Here is a 16,962-nt window from a genome sequence, read left to right as displayed (position 1 = left end):
TCAGCTTCCTTGTTCGAGGATGAAAAAGTCTTGCCCTTCGACTTGGCCCCGGCGCAGCGGGTTCCGGGTGCAGAAGCGGGCGAATTCGGCATCGACGAAGCGGTACGGCAGGTGCTCGTCGCGCCCATGGGGTATGCCCAGGCGTGCGGCCTGGATCACCCGGGGCACGGCAATGCCGCAGTCTTCGACGTAGAGGCGCTCGGGGTCGAAGCGTTGCGCATCCCAGTGCGGCACTTTCAGGCCCATGGCCTTGCACAGCAGGGTCTGCCCGGCGCACAGGCGTTCTGCTGGGCGCAGGTTGCCGCTGGCATCGGGGTTGTTCAGTTGCATCTGCGCCAGGCTGTTGGCGTCGGAGATGGCATCGACCCAGGGGTAGGCGGACTTGATCAGTACCGCGTTACCTGGGCCCTGTGCGCTGAAGTTGAGCGAATCGCCACCGCGTGCGTAATACATGTAGATATGCCCGCCGCCCAGGAACAGCGCCTTGCGCTTCTCGGTATAGCCAAGCGACGCGTGGCTGCCCTTGTCAGTGAGGTAGTACGCCTCGGTCTCGATGATCCGTGCCGCCAGCCACAGGTTGCCGTGGCGATGGCGGATGACCTTGCCGAGCAACGCCTTGGCCAAAGTCTGGGCGTCGCGGTCGAAGAAGCTGTCGGGGAGGGCGCGTGCAGGGCAGGGGGCTGATTCTGGCATGCTGGCGGTACGTGGCAATAAAGGCGGGGATGATAGCAATGAATGGCTTAATCGAGGCTGAACCGGGGCAGTTCGATAAGCGCGGTTACATCTTTCCCATGGAATCTCGTGAGCCATTTTCTACCATCCGCCACCCGCCGCTGGGCGTATACCTGCGCGACAGTTATAATCAGCCGATTTCCCCTTCGCCAAGACACCGAACCCATGACTGAGTCCGTTCTTGACTATATGACCCGCCTGGGTCGCGCCGCGCGCCAGGCTTCACGCGTCATCGCGCGTGCCAGCACCGCGCAGAAGAACCGCGCCCTGCAGGCCGCCGCCGATGCGCTGGATGCTGCGCGCGCCGAGCTTGCCGCAGCCAACGAACTGGACCTGGCCGCCGGCCGTGCCAATGGCCTGGAGCCGGCGCTGCTTGACCGCCTGGCGCTGACCCCGGCGCGCATCGACGGCATGATCACCGGCCTGCGTCAGGTGGCTGGCCTGCCAGACCCGGTCGGCGCCGTCCGCGACATGAGCTACCGCCCGTCGGGCATTCAGGTGGGCAAGATGCGCGTGCCACTGGGGGTGATCGGGATCATCTACGAGTCGCGCCCGAACGTGACCATCGATGCCGCCAGCCTGTGCCTGAAGTCGGGCAACGCCACCATCCTGCGCGGCGGCTCCGAGGCCATCCACTCCAACCGCGCCATCGCCATCTGCATCCAGCGTGGCCTGGCGGCAGCGGGCCTGCCGGCTGCCGTGGTGCAAGTGGTCGAGACCACCGACCGCGAAGCCGTCGGCGCGCTGATCAGCATGCCCGAGTTCGTCGACGTCATCGTGCCGCGCGGCGGCCGTGGCCTGATCGAGCGCATCAGCCGCGATGCCCGCGTGCCGGTCATCAAGCACCTGGACGGCATCTGCCACGTCTATGTGGCCGAGCACGCCGACCTGGACAAGGCCTGGCGCGTGGCGTTCAACGCCAAGACCTATCGCTACGGCATCTGCGGCGCGATGGAAACCCTGCTGGTCGACCAGCGCGTGGCGGAAGGCTTCCTGCCGGAAATGGCCCGCCGCTTCCAGGAAAAGGGCGTCGAGCTGCGTGGCTGCGAACGTACCCGCGCGCTGATCGAGGCCAAGCCGGCCACTGAGGCCGACTGGCACACCGAGTACCTCGACGCGATCCTGTCGATCCGCGTCGTCGACGGCCTGGACCAGGCCATCGAGCACATCAACCAGTACGGTTCGCACCACACCGATTCGATCATCACCGAACACCAGGGCCAGGCCCGTCAGTTCATGGCCGAGGTCGATTCGGCATCGGTGATGCTGAATACCCCAACCTGCTTCGCTGATGGCTTTGAATATGGCCTGGGCGCGGAAATCGGCATTTCCACCGACAAGCTGCACGCCCGCGGCCCGGTCGGCCTGGAAGGCCTGACCTGCGAGAAGTACGTGGTGATCGGTGACGGTCAGCTGCGCGGCCAGGAGTCCTGCTGAGTTGAGCAAGGCCCAGGCAGTCCGGCGCATCGGCGTTCTTGGCGGCACCTTCGACCCCGTGCACATCGGCCACCTGCGCAGCGCGCTGGAAGTGGCCGAGTTCATGGCGCTCGATGAGCTGCGCCTGTTGCCCAATGCCCGCCCGCCACACCGCGATACCCCGCAGGTGGCGGCGCAGGACCGGCTGGCCATGGTTCGCGAAGCGGTACAGGGCGTCGCCTGCCTGAGCGTCGATGCCCGCGAGCTCGAACGCGACAAACCGTCGTACACCATCGACACGCTTGAGTCGATCCGCGCCGAACTGGGCGCCGCCGACCAGCTGTTCCTGGTGCTGGGCTGGGACGCCTTTTGCGGCCTGCCAAGCTGGCACCGCTGGGAAGAACTGCTGCAACACTGTCACATTCTGGTGCTGCAACGCCCGGATGCCGACGTTGAACCCCCTGACGAGTTGCGCAACCTGCTGGCTGCGCGCTCGGAGAGCGATCCCACCGCCATGTCCGGCCCGGCGGGGAATATTTCGTTCGTCTGGCAGACGCCGCTCGCGGTGTCGGCTACACAGATCCGACAGCTGCTGGCCAGCGGCAAATCGGTGAGGTTCCTGGTGCCGGACGCCGTACTGGCCTACATCGAGGCGCACGAACTGTATCGTGCCCCTAACTGACGGTGCCCCAGGGCGCCTCATCCAAACGAGTTGAAGAGTTTTTTATGAGCAAGCAGAAAATCAATGGCGAAGAACTGGTCAAACTGACCATCAGCGCCCTGGAAGACGTCAAGGCCCAGGACATCCAGGTCATCGACGTACGCGAAAAGCACAGCCTGACCGACTACATGATCATTGCCACCGGTACCTCCAACCGCCAGATCAACGCGATGCTGGAAAAGGTCCGTGAAGCGGTCAAGGCCAAGGGCGCGCAGCCACTGGGTGAAGAAGGCAAGGGCGACAGCGATTGGGTACTGCTGGACCTGAACGATGTCATCGTCCACATGATGACCGCCGCTGCCCGCCAGTTCTACGACCTGGAGCGCCTGTGGATGGGTGCTGAGCAGAGCCGTGCCGCCGATGCCAAGCACCACAGCCCGGAAAACGCCAGCGACTACTTCACCGACAAGCTGAAAGACCGGGAATAAGGAAGCGTCGTGCGTCTTCGCCTGATCGCGGTCGGCTCGCGCATGCCCAAGTGGGTCGAGGAAGGCTGGCATGAATATGCCAAGCGCCTGCCCCAGGAGCTGTCGCTCGAGCTGGTGGAAATCCCGCTGAACACCCGTGGCAAGAATGCCGACGTCGCCCGCCTGATCCGTCAGGAGGGCGAAGCCATGCTGAGCAAGGTTCAGCCTGGGGAACGCATCGTCACCCTCGAGGTCCATGGCAAGCCCTGGAGTACCGAGCAGCTGGCGACCGAGCTGGACCGCTGGCGCCTGGACTCGCGCACGGTGAATTTGATGGTGGGCGGCCCGGAAGGGCTGGCGCCTGAGGTCTGTGCGCGCGCCGAGCAACGCTGGTCGCTGTCGCCGCTGACCTTGCCGCACCCGTTGGTAAGGATACTCATCGGCGAGCAGATCTACCGCGCCTGGACGGTATTGTCCGGGCACCCTTACCACAAATGAGCCTGTAAGCAGTCCGATGTCGCAGCCGATCCGTCTCAAGGACCACGAGAAAGACGCCCGCCTGGTGCGTAACCGCGTCGTTGTCGGCGCGGTGGCGGTCATGCTGCTCATCTGCGTGCTGGTCGCGCGGCTGTACTACCTGCAGATCATCCAGTACGACTACCACTCGACGCTGTCGGAGAACAACCGGGTGCATGTGCAGCCGATTCCTCCGACCCGCGGGCTGATCTTCGACCGCAACGGTGTGATCATCGCCGATAATCGGCCCAGTTTCAGCCTGTCGATGACCCGCGAACGTGCGGGTAACTGGCAGGAAGTGCTGGATACTATCGTCGAAGTACTGGAGCTGACGCCCGATGACCGAGCGCTGTTCGAGAAACGCATGAAGCAGGGGCGCCGGCCGTTCGAGCCGGTGCCGATCCTGTTCGAGCTGAACGAAGAACAGATCGCCCGCGTGGCGGTAAACCAGTTCCGCCTGCCCGGTGTGGAAGTCGTCGCCCAGCTGGTGCGCCATTACCCGCAGGGCCCGCATTTCGCCCATTCGGTCGGTTATGTCGGGCGAATCAACGAGAAAGAACTGAAGACCCTCGACCCGGTCAACTACAGCGGCACCCACCATATCGGCAAGACCGGCATCGAGCGCTTTTACGAGCCCGAGCTGCACGGCCAGGTCGGTTACGAGGAAGTCGAGACCAATGCCCGAGGCCGCGTGCTGCGGGTGCTCAAGCGCACCGACCCGAAGCCGGGCAAGGACATCGTCCTGAGCCTCGACATCAAGCTGCAGGAAGCCGCCGAGGCCGCCCTGGGTGGCCGGCGTGGTGCGGTGGTGGCGCTCGACCCGCGTACCGGAGAGGTGCTGGCGATGGTCAGCCAGCCCAGCTTCGACCCCAACCTGTTCGTCACCGGTATCAGCTTCAAGGCCTATGCCGAGCTGCGCGACTCGATCGACCGGCCGCTGTTCAACCGCGTACTGCGCGGCCTGTATCCGCCGGGCTCGACCATCAAGCCGGCGGTAGCCATTGCCGGCCTCGACAGCGGGGTGGTCAACGCCAGTACCCGGGTATTCGACCCGGGCTACTACCAGTTGCCCAACTACGATCACAAATACCGTAACTGGAACCGCACCGGTGACGGCTGGGTCGACCTGGACACCGCGATCATGCGCTCCAATGACACCTACTTCTACGACCTTGCCCACAAGATGGGTATCGATCGGCTGTCCAGCTACATGAACAAGTTCGGCATTGGCCAGAAGGTTGCCCTCGACATGTTCGAGGAGTCGCCCGGGCTGATGCCGTCGCGCGAGTGGAAGCGCGCTACCCGCCGGCAAGCCTGGTTCCCGGGTGAAACGCTGATCCTCGGTATCGGCCAGGGTTACATGCAGGCCACGCCGCTGCAGCTGGCCCAGGCTACCGCGCTGATCGCCAACAAGGGGGTGTGGAACCGCCCGCACCTGGCCAAGACCATCGAAGGCCAGCCGCCGGTGGACCCCAACCCGATGGAAGACATCGTCCTGCGCGACAAGTCCGACTGGGCCAAGGTCACCCACGGCATGGAACAGGTGATGCACAACGCCCGCGGTACTGCGCGCAAGGCTGCGACAGGTGCCCAGTATCGCATCGCCGGCAAGAGCGGTACTGCCCAGGTGGTGGCGATCAAGCAGGGCGAGAAGTACGACCGCAACAAACTTCAGGAGCGCCACCGCGACCACGCGCTGTTCGTCGCCTTCGCCCCGGCTGACGATCCGAAGATCGTGGTCTCGGTGATGGTCGAGAACGGTGAGTCCGGCTCCGGCGTTGCTGCGCCCGTGGTGCGGCAGATCATGGACGCCTGGCTGCTCGACGAGAACGGCCGGCTCAAGACTGAATTCGCGCCTACCACCGTCGCCCAGGAAACGGCCCCGTGAAGAACAATTTCGATCGCATGCTCTCCAGCGAGGACGTGATGCGTCGACGCGCAAGCTTCCTGCAGCGCATCCACATCGACGGCCCCTTGCTGATCATCCTGCTGACCCTCGCGGCCGGTAGCCTGTTCGTCCTCTATTCGGCCAGTGGCAAGAACTGGGACCTGCTGCTCAAGCAGGCCACCTCGTTCGGCATCGGCCTGGTCTCGATGTTCGTCATCGCCCAGCTGGAGCCGCGCTTCATGGCGCGCTGGGTGCCGCTGGCCTACCTGGTGGGGGTGTTCCTGCTGGTGGTGGTGGACGTCATGGGGCACAACGCCATGGGCGCCACGCGCTGGATCAACATCCCCGGAGTGATCCGCTTCCAGCCCTCGGAATTCCTCAAGATCATCATGCCGGCTACCATCGCCTGGTACCTCTCCAAGCGCACCTTGCCGCCGCATTTGAAACACGTGGCAATAAGCCTGGTGTTGATCGGCGTGCCGTTCATTCTTATCGTCCGCCAACCCGACCTGGGCACGGCGCTGCTGATTCTCGCCTCCGGCGCCTTCGTGCTGTTCATGGGGGGGCTGCGCTGGCGCTGGATTCTCAGCGTACTGGCCGCGACGGTGCCGGTAGCGGTGGCGATGTGGTTCTTCGTGATGCACGACTACCAGAAGCAGCGTGTTCTGACCTTCCTCGACCCGGAAAGCGACCCGCTGGGTACTGGCTGGAACATCATCCAGTCGAAGGCGGCGATCGGTTCCGGTGGCGTGTTCGGCAAGGGCTGGCTGCTGGGTACCCAGTCGCACCTGGACTTTCTGCCGGAGAGCCACACCGACTTCATCATCGCGGTGCTTGGCGAGGAGTTCGGCCTGGTCGGCATCTGTCTGCTGCTGATCGTCTACCTGCTGCTGATCGGCCGCGGGCTGATGATTACCGCGCAGGCGCAGACCCTGTTCGGCAAGCTGCTGGCGGGCAGCCTGACCATGACCTTCTTTGTTTATGTGTTCGTCAATATCGGTATGGTCAGCGGCTTGTTGCCCGTGGTGGGCGTGCCGCTGCCCTTCATTAGCTATGGCGGAACTTCGTTGGTGACGCTGCTGTCAGCGTTTGGCGTTCTGATGTCGATCCACACGCACCGCAAATGGATCGCGCAGGTTTGAATAAGGTGAAGAATTTCATGCAAGCAGTGCGTAACTGGGCTGCCCGTTGTGCGCCGTGGATCGGCGCGGTGGGCCTGTTCGGCGCTGTACAGCTGGCCCATGCCGGTGATTACGATGGTTCGCCGCAAGTGACCGAGTTCGTTCTCCAGATGAGCCGCGACTATGGGTTTGCCCCCGAACAATTGAACGGTGTGTTCCGCGAGGTGCAGCGCAAGCAGTCGATCCTCGATGCCATCTCGCGCCCGGCTGAACGGGTCAAGCCGTGGAAGGAATACCGGCCGATGTTCATCACCGACGCGCGCATCGCCCGTGGCGTGGACTTCTGGCGCCAGCACGAGGCGGTGCTGGCCCGTGCCGAGCAGGAATATGGCGTGCCGGCGCAGTACATCGTCGCGATCATCGGCGTGGAAACCTTCTTTGGCCGCAACACCGGCAATTACCGGGTGATCGATGCCTTGTCGACCCTGGCCTTCGACTACCCGCCGCGCGCGGAATTCTTCCGCAAGGAGCTGCGAGAGTTCCTGCTGCTGGCCCGCGACGAGCAGGTCGATCCGCTCACCCTCAAGGGTTCTTATGCCGGTGCCATGGGCCTGCCGCAGTTCATGCCGAGCAGCTTTCGCAACTATGCGGTGGACTTCGACGGCGACGGCCACATCAACATCTGGAACAACCCCGACGATGCCATCGGCAGCGTGGCCAGCTACTTCAAGCGCCATGGCTGGGTGGCCGGCGAGGGTGTGGTCAGCCGTGCCCAGGTCAGTGGCGCGCAGGCAGACCTTGGCCTGACCACGGGTATCGAGCCTGCGAAAACCTTCGGGGAGTTGCGGGCGCTGGGCTGGTCGAGCCATGATGCGTTGCGCGATGATCTGCCGGTCACCGCCTTCCGCCTGGAGGGCGACAACGGCCCCGAGTACTGGATGGGCCTGAAGAACTTCTATGCGATCACTCGCTACAACCGCAGCGTGATGTATGCCATGGCGGTGCATCAGCTTGCGCAACAGCTGGTCCAAGTACGGGGCGTCAAGTAATGCGCGCGATCTTCTCTGCCAACACCTTCAAGCTGCTGACCTGCATGACCGTCGGCATGCTGCTGGTCAGCTGTTCCTCCAGCCGCCCGGCCTCCCAGGGCAGTGGCAATGTCGTCCGTTCGCAGCCTGGCCTGGACATCAACCGTGCCCACAAGGACGGAGCGCCGTGGTGGGATGTGGATGTCAACAAGATCCCCGATGCCACGCCGACCGTGCACACCGGAGCCTACAAGGCCAACCCGTACACCGTGCTGGGCAAGACCTACTACCCGATGCAGGACGCGCGCAACTACCGCGCCGAGGGCACTGCGTCGTGGTACGGCACCAAGTTTCACGGCCAGAACACCGCCAACGGCGAGCTCTATGACCTGTACGGCATGAGCGCGGCGCACAAGACCCTGCCGCTGCCGGCCTACGTGCGGGTGACCAACCTGGCCAACGGCCGCAGCGTCATTCTGCGGGTCAATGACCGGGGGCCGTTCTATTCCGACCGCATCATCGACCTGTCCTATGCCGCGGCGAAGAAGCTCGGCTACGCCGAGATCGGTACTGCGCACGTGCGCGTCGAAGGCATCGACCCGCAACAATGGTGGGCGCAGAAGGGCCAGCAGCCGCCGCTGATGCTCAAGGAGCCGCAAGTTGCCCAGACCCAGGCGATCCCGGCCAGTACCGGGCGTGTCGAGCAGTGGACTCCACCGCCGCAGCAGCATGCGGCGCCCGTGGTGCCGGTGCAGGTGGGCGGCAACAACGTACCTGCTGGCAGTGCCGGCAACGTCCTCCAGGTAGGCGCCTTCGCCAACCCGGATGCTGCCGAACTGCTGCGCTCCAAGCTGAGCACCATGGTCAGCGCGCCGGTATTCATCAGCTCCATCGTGCGTAACCAGCAGACCCTGCACCGTGTGCGTCTGGGGCCGTTCAACAGCCAGGGCGAGATCCAGCAGGCGCAGAACAGCATTCGCCTGGCGAACCTTGGGCAGGCCAAGCTGGTCACAGACTGACTTGTCTGAGCAGCAAGCTTCTAGCTGCAAGTTGCAAGAAGGGGCGGCGCAATCCTGGGCTGGCTTTTTCTTGTGGCTTGAAGCTTGAAACTTGCCGCTCAAGCTGTCGGTTTTGTCATGAATTGCCGGCCGCGGCCATGTACAATGCCGGTTTTGCCCGCAGCGACGTAAAGCCGCACCCTGATTCGCACGTTCAGGTGTGGGCCGGCCATGGCCATCAAAACTAGACTGACTGGCGCTGGGCACACGATGTGGCCCAGGGAACATCAGACCATTAGCGATTTTCGAGAGACGGATGAACATCACCAACCTTGCCAAACGACTTTGCCTGCCCGTACTGCTGATGCTCACGCCTGCTGCCTTCGCAGCAGAGCAGATGATGCCTGCGCCACCGCAGCTGGCCGCCAAGTCCTACGTACTCATGGACGCGTCCAGCGGCAACGTGCTGGTCGAGAACAACGGTGACGAGCGCCTGCCGCCAGCCAGCCTGACCAAGCTGATGACCGCCTACATCGCCACCGTCGACATCCGTCGTGGCCAGATCGGCGAGAACGACCCGGTCACTGTCAGCGAAAACGCCTGGCGTACCGGCGGTTCGCGCATGTTCATCAAGGTCGGCAGCCAGGTCACCGTCAGCGACCTGCTGCACGGCATCATCATCCAGTCGGGCAACGATGCCTCGGTCGCCTTGTCCGAGCACATCGCCGGCAGCGAAGACGCCTTCGCCGACATGATGAACAAGACGGCTGCTGAACTGGGCATGTCCAACAGCCACTTCATGAACCCGACCGGCCTGCCGAACCCGGAGCACTATTCCTCCGCTCACGACATGGCCTTGCTGGCCCGTGCGATCATCAACATCGACCCGGCCCACTACGCCATCTACTCGCAGAAAGAGTTCTTCTGGAACAACATCAAGCAGCCGAACCGCAACCTGCTGCTGTGGCGCGACAAGACCGTCGACGGTCTGAAAACCGGCCACACCGAAGAAGCCGGCTACTGCATGGTGGCTTCGGCCGTACGTGACGGTCAGCGTTTGATCGCCGTGGTGTTCGGCACCAACAGCGAGCAAGCCCGTGCCGCCGAGACCCAGAAGCTGCTGACCTATGGTTTCCGCTTCTTCGAAACCCAGACCTTCTACCAGAAGGGCACCGAGCTGACCCAGGCGCCGGTCTGGAAGGGCGCTACCAGCCAAGTCAAGGCTGGCCTGGCCGACGACCTGACCATGACTATGCCTAAAGGCCAATTGAAGCGCCTCCAGGCTTCGATGACCATGAACCCGCAGCTCACCGCACCGATCGCCAAAGGTGACGTGATCGGCAAAGTGGAAGTCAAACTGGACGAAAACGTGGTTCACAGCGCCGACCTGATCGCCCTCGATGGCGTCGAGGAAGGTGGTTTCTTCCGCCGTATGTGGGATAGCATCCGTCTATTCTTCTACGGGTTGTTCAACTGATACGTGACCTGCAAGCCCCCGCGCATCCTGCGGGGGCGTTGTTGTTGCCACGGCTTACGAGGCCGTTTCCGCCATGAGCGAACCTGACGTCAAGTCGCACAAAATCGAATTTCCCTGCGACGATTACCCGATCAAGGTAATCGGCGACACCGTTGTCGGCTTCAAGGACACGGTGATCGAGATCCTCAGCAAGCATGCCAAGGTCGACCTTGCCACGCTGGCCGAGCGCCAGAGCAAGGAAGGCAAGTACACCACCGTGCAGCTGCATATCGTCGCTGAAAGCGAAAACCAGCTGCATGACATCAACAGTGCCCTGCGTGCCACCGGCATCGTGAAAATGGTGCTCTGATGTCGCTCAGCCTCGGTATTCGCGAGCTTGGCCTGCAGCCCTATGAACCGGTGCTGGAGGCCATGCGTCGCTTCACCGAGCAGCGTAGCCCGGACAGCCAGGACGAAATCTGGCTGGTCGAGCATCCCGCGGTCTTCACCCAGGGCCAGGCCGGCAAGGCCGAGCACCTGCTGGTGCCGGGCGACATCCCGGTGGTGCAGACCGATCGCGGCGGCCAGGTGACCTACCATGGCCCTGGGCAGCTGGTGGCCTACCTGCTGCTGGACGTGCGTCGCCTGGGCTTTGGCGTGCGCGAGCTGGTCAGCCGCATCGAGCAGACCCTGATCGACCTGCTCGCCAGCTATGGCGTCAGCGCCGTGGCCAAGCCCGATGCGCCGGGTGTCTATGTCGACGGAGCGAAAATCGCCTCCCTCGGCCTGCGAATCCGCAACGGCCGTTCATTCCACGGCCTTGCTCTGAACGTGGACATGGACCTCGCGCCATTCCGCCGAATCAACCCCTGTGGGTATGCGGGGCTGGCCATGACCCAGCTGCGTGACCTGGCAGGCCCGATCGAACTCGACGAGGTCAGGACAAGGCTGCGCGGACAGCTGGTCAAGCACCTCGACTATGCTGAGCAGACGACCCTCACGGGCGGAATCGACTGAATATGACAACTGTGCAAGAAGCCGTGCCGAACCTGACACCTACCCAGGATGCCACCGCGCGCCCAGCGCCGAAGAAAGTGGAAGCTGGGGTAAAACTGCGTGGCGCCGAAAAGGTCGCGCGTATCCCGGTGAAGATCATCCCCACCGACGAACTGCCGAAAAAGCCTGACTGGATTCGCGTGCGCATCCCGGTTTCGCCGGAAGTCGACCGCATCAAGCAGCTGCTGCGCAAGCACAAGCTGCACAGCGTGTGCGAAGAGGCATCCTGCCCGAACCTGGGCGAGTGCTTCTCCGGTGGCACCGCGACCTTCATGATCATGGGCGACATCTGCACCCGTCGTTGCCCGTTCTGCGACGTCGGCCACGGTCGGCCGAAGCCGCTGGACCTGGACGAGCCGAAGAACCTGGCCGTGGCCATCGCCGACCTGCGCCTGAAGTACGTGGTGATCACCTCGGTGGACCGCGATGACCTGCGCGACGGTGGCGCCCAGCACTTCGCCGACTGCATTCGCGAAATCCGTGCATTGTCGCCTGGCGTGCAGCTGGAAACCCTGGTGCCGGACTACCGTGGCCGCATGGATGTTGCCCTGGAAATCACCGCGCAAACGCCGCCGGACGTGTTCAACCACAACCTGGAAACCGTACCGCGCCTGTACAAGGCCGCACGTCCAGGCTCAGACTACGACTGGTCGCTGGACCTGCTACAGAAGTTCAAGCAGATGGTCCCGCACGTGCCGACCAAGTCGGGCCTGATGCTCGGCCTGGGTGAAACCGATGAGGAAGTGATCGAGGTGATGCACCGCATGCGCGAGCACGACATCGACATGCTGACCCTCGGCCAGTACCTGCAGCCGTCGCGCAGCCACCTGCCGGTGCAGCGTTTCGTCCACCCGGACACCTTCGCCTGGTTCGCCGAGGAAGGCTACAAGATGGGCTTCAAGAACGTCGCTTCCGGCCCGTTGGTACGCTCTTCGTACCACGCCGACCAGCAAGCTCACGAAGCCAAGATCAAACTCTGATCCGGGTTTGAGCTGAACATGCCGATGCGCGCTGAGAGGCGGCATCGGCATTTTTGTTTTTGCGTTCTAGTAAGGAGCTGCGATGAATTGCGCTGAAACCATGGAATCCCGTTTGCCCAAAGCGCTGGCGGCCAATGCCTGCTTCGCCATCGTCGCCCCGGCCGGGCCAGCTCGACTGGATGCGCAGAAAGCTGCCCAATGGTTCGCCGAGCGTGGCTACCGCTGCCGAATCTACCCGGGTGTTCACCAGGCCGAGGGTTACCTGGCCGGGAGCGATGAGCAGCGCCTGCAGGACTTGCATGCTGCCTTTGCCGACCCGGAGATCGACGCGATCCTGTGCATGCGCGGAGGGTATGGCAGCATGCGCCTGCTCGATCAGCTGGATTTCCAACTGATCCGCCGCAACCCCAAGCCGCTGGTTGGCTACAGCGATATCACCGCACTGCATACGGCCATCTACCAGCGTACCGGGCTGATTACCTTCCACGGCGCGATGCTCAATGCCGACCTGCTCGGCGCCAAGCGGCAACCGACCGAGTCGTCGCTGCTGGCGCAGTTATCCGGGTTGTTGGGGGAGGGTGACCAGATCGTCCACCCGGCGGACTTCGCCTTGACCTGCGTGGTGCCCGGTGTTGCCAGCGGCCGCTTGCTGGGAGGCAATCTGTCGATGTTGGGGGCGACCCTGGGGACGGTGGCAGAAATCGATACCCGGGGCTGCATTCTGTTTATCGAGGACGTCAACGAGCCGTTGTATCGGGTGGATAGATTACTGACCCAGTTGCGTCTGGCAGGCAAGCTGGAAGGCATCAAAGGCGTGCTGGTAGGGGATTTTGCCGGGATTACCGTCGCGGCGCTGGCGCCGCTGCTGGAGGAAACGTTCGGACCGCTGGGTGTGCCGGTGCTGGCCGGGTGGCGCAGTGGGCATTGTGACCCGAATGTGTGCTTGCCGCTGGGGGCCTGGGTGAGGCTGGACGGCGAGCAGCAGACATTGGTGCTGGGCCAGGACCTGTTCAAGGCTTGAGATCGCCGGGGCTGCTTTGCAGCCCATCGCCGGCAAGCGCGGCTCCCACAGGTATGGTGCAAGATTCAAGGGCGGCGCTGGATTTGTGGGAGCCGCGCTTGCCGGCGATGGGCCGCAAAGCGGCCCCAAAGGCATCAGCGCTGACGCAGGCTGTCGAGCAGTTTGTGGGTCGGGTAGCCATCTGCCGGCCACCCCAGCCCCTGCTGGGCATTGCGAATCGCCTTGCGGGTATTGGCCCCGATGATGCCATCCGGGTTGCCCGCCTCATGCCCCTTGGCATTCAGCAGGTTCTGCAGCTCCATCCGCTCGCTGCGGCTCAGCGGCAGGTCTTCCTTCGGCCAGCTGCCGCTGATGAAGCCCCAGCCCGAGAAGCGATCACCCAGCAGGCTCACCGCCAGTGCATAGGACGACGAGTTGTTGTACTTGAGGATCGCGCGGAAGTTGTCCAGCACCAGGAATGCCGGCCCACGGGCACCGGCCGGCAATAGCAGGGCAGCCGACAACTGGTTGCTGCCGGCTGGCAGCTGGGTACCCGCCGGTAGCTTCACGCCCATCTGCAGCCATTCGTAAACCGGTTTGCGCAGCGACCCGTCGGCTTGCCAATAGTCGAAGCCTGCAGGCACTTGCACCTCGAAGCCCCACGGCTGGCCATGCTTCCAGCCGGAGCTCTGCAGGTAATGTGCAGTCGATGCCAAGGCGTCGGGCGTACTGTTCCAGATATCCCGGCGGCCATCACCGTCGAAATCCACCGCATGGGTGTTGTAGGTGGTCGGGATGAATTGGGTCTGGCCCATGGCGCCTGCCCAGGAACCACGCATGGCTTCGGGCTGGATATCGCCGTGCTGGATGATCTGCAGGGCTGCGATCAGCTGGTCCTGGGCGAACTGCGGGCGACGCCCTTCATAGGCCAGGGTGGCCAGCGAACGGATCACCGACTTGTTGCCCTGGAACTGGCCGAAGTTGCTCTCCATGCCCCACACCGCGACCAGCGCCTGGCGGTCGACGCCATAACGTTGCTCGATGCGGCTCAGCAGCTCGGCGTTCTGCTCCAGCAGTTTCTTGCCGTTGCGCACGCGCAGGGGCGACAGTGCGCCATCAAGGTATTCCCACACCGGGCGGGTGAATTCGGGCTGGCTGCGGTCGGCCTTGATCACGTCCATATCGGGCGTGACGCCGAGGAACGCGCGGTCGAAGGTGCTCGGCGCGATGCCGGCCTGGAGTGCCTGCTGGCGGAAGTTCGCCTGCCATTCTGCAAAGGTCTGCAGAGGCTGGATTTCGGTGCTGACGTCAGGCGTGGCGCTGGGCAGGGTCACTACCGGCGCAGGCTGGGCGGGTGCCAGCGGCAGGGCGTCGGCGGCGGTGGGTTTTTCCGCGCAGGCGACGAGCAGGATGAAGCTGGAGGCCGCAAGCAGCTGGCGGGAATTCCAACGAGGGAGAAGACTCAAGAGCATGCACAGATCCAGAATTGCAGGTCAGGTGCCGACCATACCATGCCTGCGCTTGCGATGCTTTCATGCAGCCAAAAAGTAAGAAGCCTCCCAATCTCTCGATTGGAAGGCTTCGCGGCGGTAGCTGCCTTTGCCCTTGTCTGGTCGCTCCTGGCGGCAACGGAAGAGGGGCTGGGCGATGATCGACTTGGCCTTGTTCGGGCCGTGCTTTTTCGGCTTTTTGCTCATGGCGGGGTTCCCGGGTTGGATGAACTCGGGGCGGACTTTATGGCTTGGGGCGAGTTGCGGCCAATTGATTGTGTTTATGACTGAAACCTTGGACTCATCGAGATTCCTGTGGGAGCGGGTTTACCCGCGAAGCAGGCATCACGGTGGATGGCACGGGCTTCGCCCGTGTTCGCGGGTAAACCCGCTCCCACAGGGATCGCGCCAAATTCTAGAAATTGAGCAAGACAGTTGCTCCCACAACGGCCTTGGTTACTCTGGAGGGAGAGCCAGTCTTTGGCCGGCCATCAACAGCGACAGGCGCGATAAACCTGTCCAGGGTGAGCCCTCGGCCTGCCCCTTGATCTGCGCATCGATACGCTGGGCATCTTGCAGCAACTGCGCCCAGCGCTGCGCCGAGAGGCGCTGCAATGCCTTGCTGACCAGTGGTCGGCGCTTGTCCCACACCGGTGGCCGGGCTTGGCTGAACGCCTTGTCCAGCGGCACACCCTGGGAAAACTGCTGGGCAAGGCCGGCCAGCAGGCGCAGCTCGCGGGCCAGCGCCCAAAGAATCACTGGCGGTTCCACTCCCTCGCCGCGCAAGCCTTCGAGCATGCGCAGGGCATGCGCGGCTTCACCATTGAGGATGGCGTCAACCAGCCCGAAGACATCGAAGCGTGCACTGTCGGCAACTGCAGCCTGCACGGTTTCGACGGTGATCTGGTTGCCGTCAGCCAGCAGCTTGAGCTTTTCGATCTCCTGGGCGGCGGCCAGCAAGTTGCCCTCGACCCGCGCAGCGATCAGGTCAACGGCATCGCGTTGGGCCGACAGCCCGGCCTGGGACAGGCGCTGGTTGATCCACTGGGGTAATTGCTGGGCATCCACCGGCCAGATCTGGATGAACTGGCAATGGGCACCTTCGATCAGGGCCTTGCCCCACTTGGTCTTCTGCGCACTGCCATCGAGCTTGGGCAGGCTGATCAGCAGTAGAGTGTCTTCGGCGGGCCTGGCGCAGTACTCCATGAGCGCCGCAGCACCCTTGTCACCGGGCTTGCCCGACGGCAGGCGCAGCTCCAGCAGGCGCCGCTGGGCGAACAGCGACAGGCTGGCACCCGCTTGCAGCAGGGTGCCCCAGTCGAAGTTGGCGTCGGCGCTGAACACCTGGCGTTCGTCGAAACCTTGCTGGCGCGCCGCATTGCGGATGGCGTCGGCGGCTTCCTGGCACAGCAGCGGATCGTCGCCGCTGACCACGTAGACCGGGGCCAGGCTGCCTTGCAGGTGCTTGTTGAGTTGGGCGGGGGCGAGCTTCATGGGAGCAGGCGGGGCACCGGGGTGCCCCGCTCGGGCTTAGTTGCCCGGGACTTCCAGAGGTGACTGCTGCGGCGTTTCCGCCTGCTGGCGGCGCGCAGCTTCCAGTGCGTCAGCTTCGGCCTTGGCGCGTGCATCGGCTTTGACTTGCAGCTCGTCGAGCTGTGCAGGGCTCAGCAGTTGCAGGCGCGAGACCATCGACTGCACCAGCTCACGGCGCATTTCTTCGCGCGCCCGCTGGGCTTCCTGATCGGAGCCGGTGATGTTGCTGCCGTCACGCACATACGTCTTGCGCACTTCTACCTTGTCACTCAGCAGCTCGAGGTTGTTCAGGCCCAGGATGCTGTAATTGAGCGTGGTGCTGAGCTCGTACTCGGCCGTGCTGTTGCCGCCGGCGTAGCTTGCCGAGCGCGAGTTTTCCTGCTCGTTGGTCAGCACCAGGCGATAAGGCGCGCCGGCGTGCACGTTGACGCCACTGTGCTCAAGTACCTGGCGCAGTTGTACCAGGGTCGGGCCGTAGGCGTTGCGTGCGCTGACGTCCATTTCCTTGACGCGCAGATCGTTGGTGCCGGTGCCGCGCAGCTGGAAACCGCAGGCGCTGAGCAGCACAGCCAGGCCCATTACCAGCAGATTGCGTTTGATCATGTTGTTGCTCCCTTGTG

General features: G+C 63.6%; 18 protein-coding genes. 13 read left to right on the top strand and 5 right to left on the bottom strand.

The features are described 5' to 3' along the window. Complete coding sequence (locus tag OCX61_RS24290) at nucleotides 1-693, bottom strand: DNA-3-methyladenine glycosylase (RefSeq protein ID WP_261941714.1); 693 nt, start codon at nucleotides 691-693, stop codon at nucleotides 1-3. Between the two features lie 204 nt (nucleotides 694-897). On the opposite strand from OCX61_RS24290, the gene OCX61_RS24285 reads away from it, so the two are divergent. The 13 genes from OCX61_RS24285 (at nucleotide 898) to OCX61_RS24225 (ending at nucleotide 13,340) form a co-directional block, all read left to right on the top strand. Continuing rightward, on the top strand, nucleotides 898-2,169 hold the full coding sequence (locus tag OCX61_RS24285) for a glutamate-5-semialdehyde dehydrogenase (RefSeq protein WP_261941713.1): 1,272 nt from the start codon (nucleotides 898-900) through the stop codon (nucleotides 2,167-2,169). Between the two features lies 1 nt (nucleotide 2,170). Beyond that, nucleotides 2,171-2,830 (top strand): nicotinate-nucleotide adenylyltransferase, encoded by a 660-nt coding sequence (gene nadD / locus OCX61_RS24280; protein WP_261941712.1) that lies wholly within the window; start codon nucleotides 2,171-2,173, stop codon nucleotides 2,828-2,830. A 44-nt stretch (nucleotides 2,831-2,874) separates the two neighbouring features. Continuing rightward, nucleotides 2,875-3,297, top strand: a complete 423-nt coding sequence (rsfS, locus tag OCX61_RS24275) for a ribosome silencing factor (protein WP_176507069.1) — start codon at nucleotides 2,875-2,877, stop codon at nucleotides 3,295-3,297. Between the two features lie 9 nt (nucleotides 3,298-3,306). After that, nucleotides 3,307-3,774 (top strand): 23S rRNA (pseudouridine(1915)-N(3))-methyltransferase RlmH, encoded by a 468-nt coding sequence (gene rlmH, locus OCX61_RS24270; RefSeq protein WP_008090421.1) that lies wholly within the window; start codon nucleotides 3,307-3,309, stop codon nucleotides 3,772-3,774. A 16-nt stretch (nucleotides 3,775-3,790) separates the two neighbouring features. Next, nucleotides 3,791-5,680 (top strand): penicillin-binding protein 2, encoded by a 1,890-nt coding sequence (mrdA, locus tag OCX61_RS24265; RefSeq protein WP_261941711.1) that lies wholly within the window; start codon nucleotides 3,791-3,793, stop codon nucleotides 5,678-5,680. Between the two features lie 38 nt (nucleotides 5,681-5,718). Then, a complete protein-coding gene (gene rodA / locus OCX61_RS24260) occupies nucleotides 5,719-6,822 on the top strand; it encodes a rod shape-determining protein RodA (protein ID WP_050437190.1) in 1,104 nt (367 codons plus the stop codon). A 17-nt stretch (nucleotides 6,823-6,839) separates the two neighbouring features. Continuing rightward, the gene (gene mltB / locus OCX61_RS24255) at nucleotides 6,840-7,850 is read left to right on the top strand and encodes a lytic murein transglycosylase B (protein WP_261941710.1); all 1,011 of its coding nucleotides are present in this window, start codon (nucleotides 6,840-6,842) and stop codon (nucleotides 7,848-7,850) included. Continuing rightward, nucleotides 7,850-8,848: a septal ring lytic transglycosylase RlpA family protein gene (locus tag OCX61_RS24250; RefSeq protein ID WP_261941709.1), complete on the top strand. Its 999-nt coding sequence runs from the start codon at nucleotides 7,850-7,852 to the stop codon at nucleotides 8,846-8,848. Before mltB ends, OCX61_RS24250 begins: the two co-directional genes overlap by 1 nt. A gap of 295 nt (nucleotides 8,849-9,143) precedes the next feature. After that, nucleotides 9,144-10,304 (top strand): D-alanyl-D-alanine carboxypeptidase family protein, encoded by a 1,161-nt coding sequence (locus OCX61_RS24245; RefSeq protein ID WP_027917771.1) that lies wholly within the window; start codon nucleotides 9,144-9,146, stop codon nucleotides 10,302-10,304. A gap of 73 nt (nucleotides 10,305-10,377) precedes the next feature. After that, nucleotides 10,378-10,653, top strand: coding sequence for a DUF493 domain-containing protein (locus tag OCX61_RS24240; RefSeq protein WP_261941708.1), 276 nt, complete (start codon nucleotides 10,378-10,380; stop codon nucleotides 10,651-10,653). Continuing rightward, nucleotides 10,653-11,300, top strand: a complete 648-nt coding sequence (lipB, locus tag OCX61_RS24235; RefSeq protein WP_261941707.1) for a lipoyl(octanoyl) transferase LipB — start codon at nucleotides 10,653-10,655, stop codon at nucleotides 11,298-11,300. The genes OCX61_RS24240 and lipB overlap by 1 nt, the downstream gene beginning before the upstream one ends. A 2-nt stretch (nucleotides 11,301-11,302) precedes the next feature. Further along, nucleotides 11,303-12,319: a lipoyl synthase gene (gene lipA, locus OCX61_RS24230; RefSeq protein ID WP_060479209.1), complete on the top strand. Its 1,017-nt coding sequence runs from the start codon at nucleotides 11,303-11,305 to the stop codon at nucleotides 12,317-12,319. A gap of 82 nt (nucleotides 12,320-12,401) precedes the next feature. Next, nucleotides 12,402-13,340: a S66 peptidase family protein gene (locus tag OCX61_RS24225; protein ID WP_261941706.1), complete on the top strand. Its 939-nt coding sequence runs from the start codon at nucleotides 12,402-12,404 to the stop codon at nucleotides 13,338-13,340. Nucleotides 13,341-13,474: 134 nt separating this feature from the next. On the opposite strand, the gene OCX61_RS24220 is transcribed toward OCX61_RS24225, so the two are convergent. From OCX61_RS24220 to OCX61_RS24205, 4 genes are all read right to left on the bottom strand, one after another. After that, nucleotides 13,475-14,791 carry a lytic murein transglycosylase gene (locus tag OCX61_RS24220; protein ID WP_261941705.1) on the bottom strand — a complete coding sequence of 439 codons (1,317 nt, stop codon included), beginning with the start codon at nucleotides 14,789-14,791 and terminating at the stop codon, nucleotides 13,475-13,477. A gap of 60 nt (nucleotides 14,792-14,851) precedes the next feature. Next, complete coding sequence (arfA, locus tag OCX61_RS24215; RefSeq protein ID WP_027917766.1) at nucleotides 14,852-15,016, bottom strand: alternative ribosome rescue factor ArfA; 165 nt, start codon at nucleotides 15,014-15,016, stop codon at nucleotides 14,852-14,854. Nucleotides 15,017-15,265: 249 nt separating this feature from the next. Further along, nucleotides 15,266-16,303, bottom strand: a complete 1,038-nt coding sequence (gene holA / locus OCX61_RS24210) for a DNA polymerase III subunit delta (RefSeq protein ID WP_261941704.1) — start codon at nucleotides 16,301-16,303, stop codon at nucleotides 15,266-15,268. A 36-nt stretch (nucleotides 16,304-16,339) separates the two neighbouring features. Then, nucleotides 16,340-16,945 carry an LPS-assembly lipoprotein LptE gene (locus OCX61_RS24205; RefSeq protein ID WP_261941703.1) on the bottom strand — a complete coding sequence of 202 codons (606 nt, stop codon included), beginning with the start codon at nucleotides 16,943-16,945 and terminating at the stop codon, nucleotides 16,340-16,342. Nucleotides 16,946-16,962: the final 17 nt, after the last annotated feature.

The sequence above is a fragment of the Pseudomonas sp. LRP2-20 genome (assembly GCF_024349685.1).
Lineage (GTDB): Bacteria > Pseudomonadota > Gammaproteobacteria > Pseudomonadales > Pseudomonadaceae > Aquipseudomonas.
The sequence above is the reverse complement of the archived record's forward strand: the minus strand, read 5'-3'. Positions and strand labels throughout refer to the sequence as shown.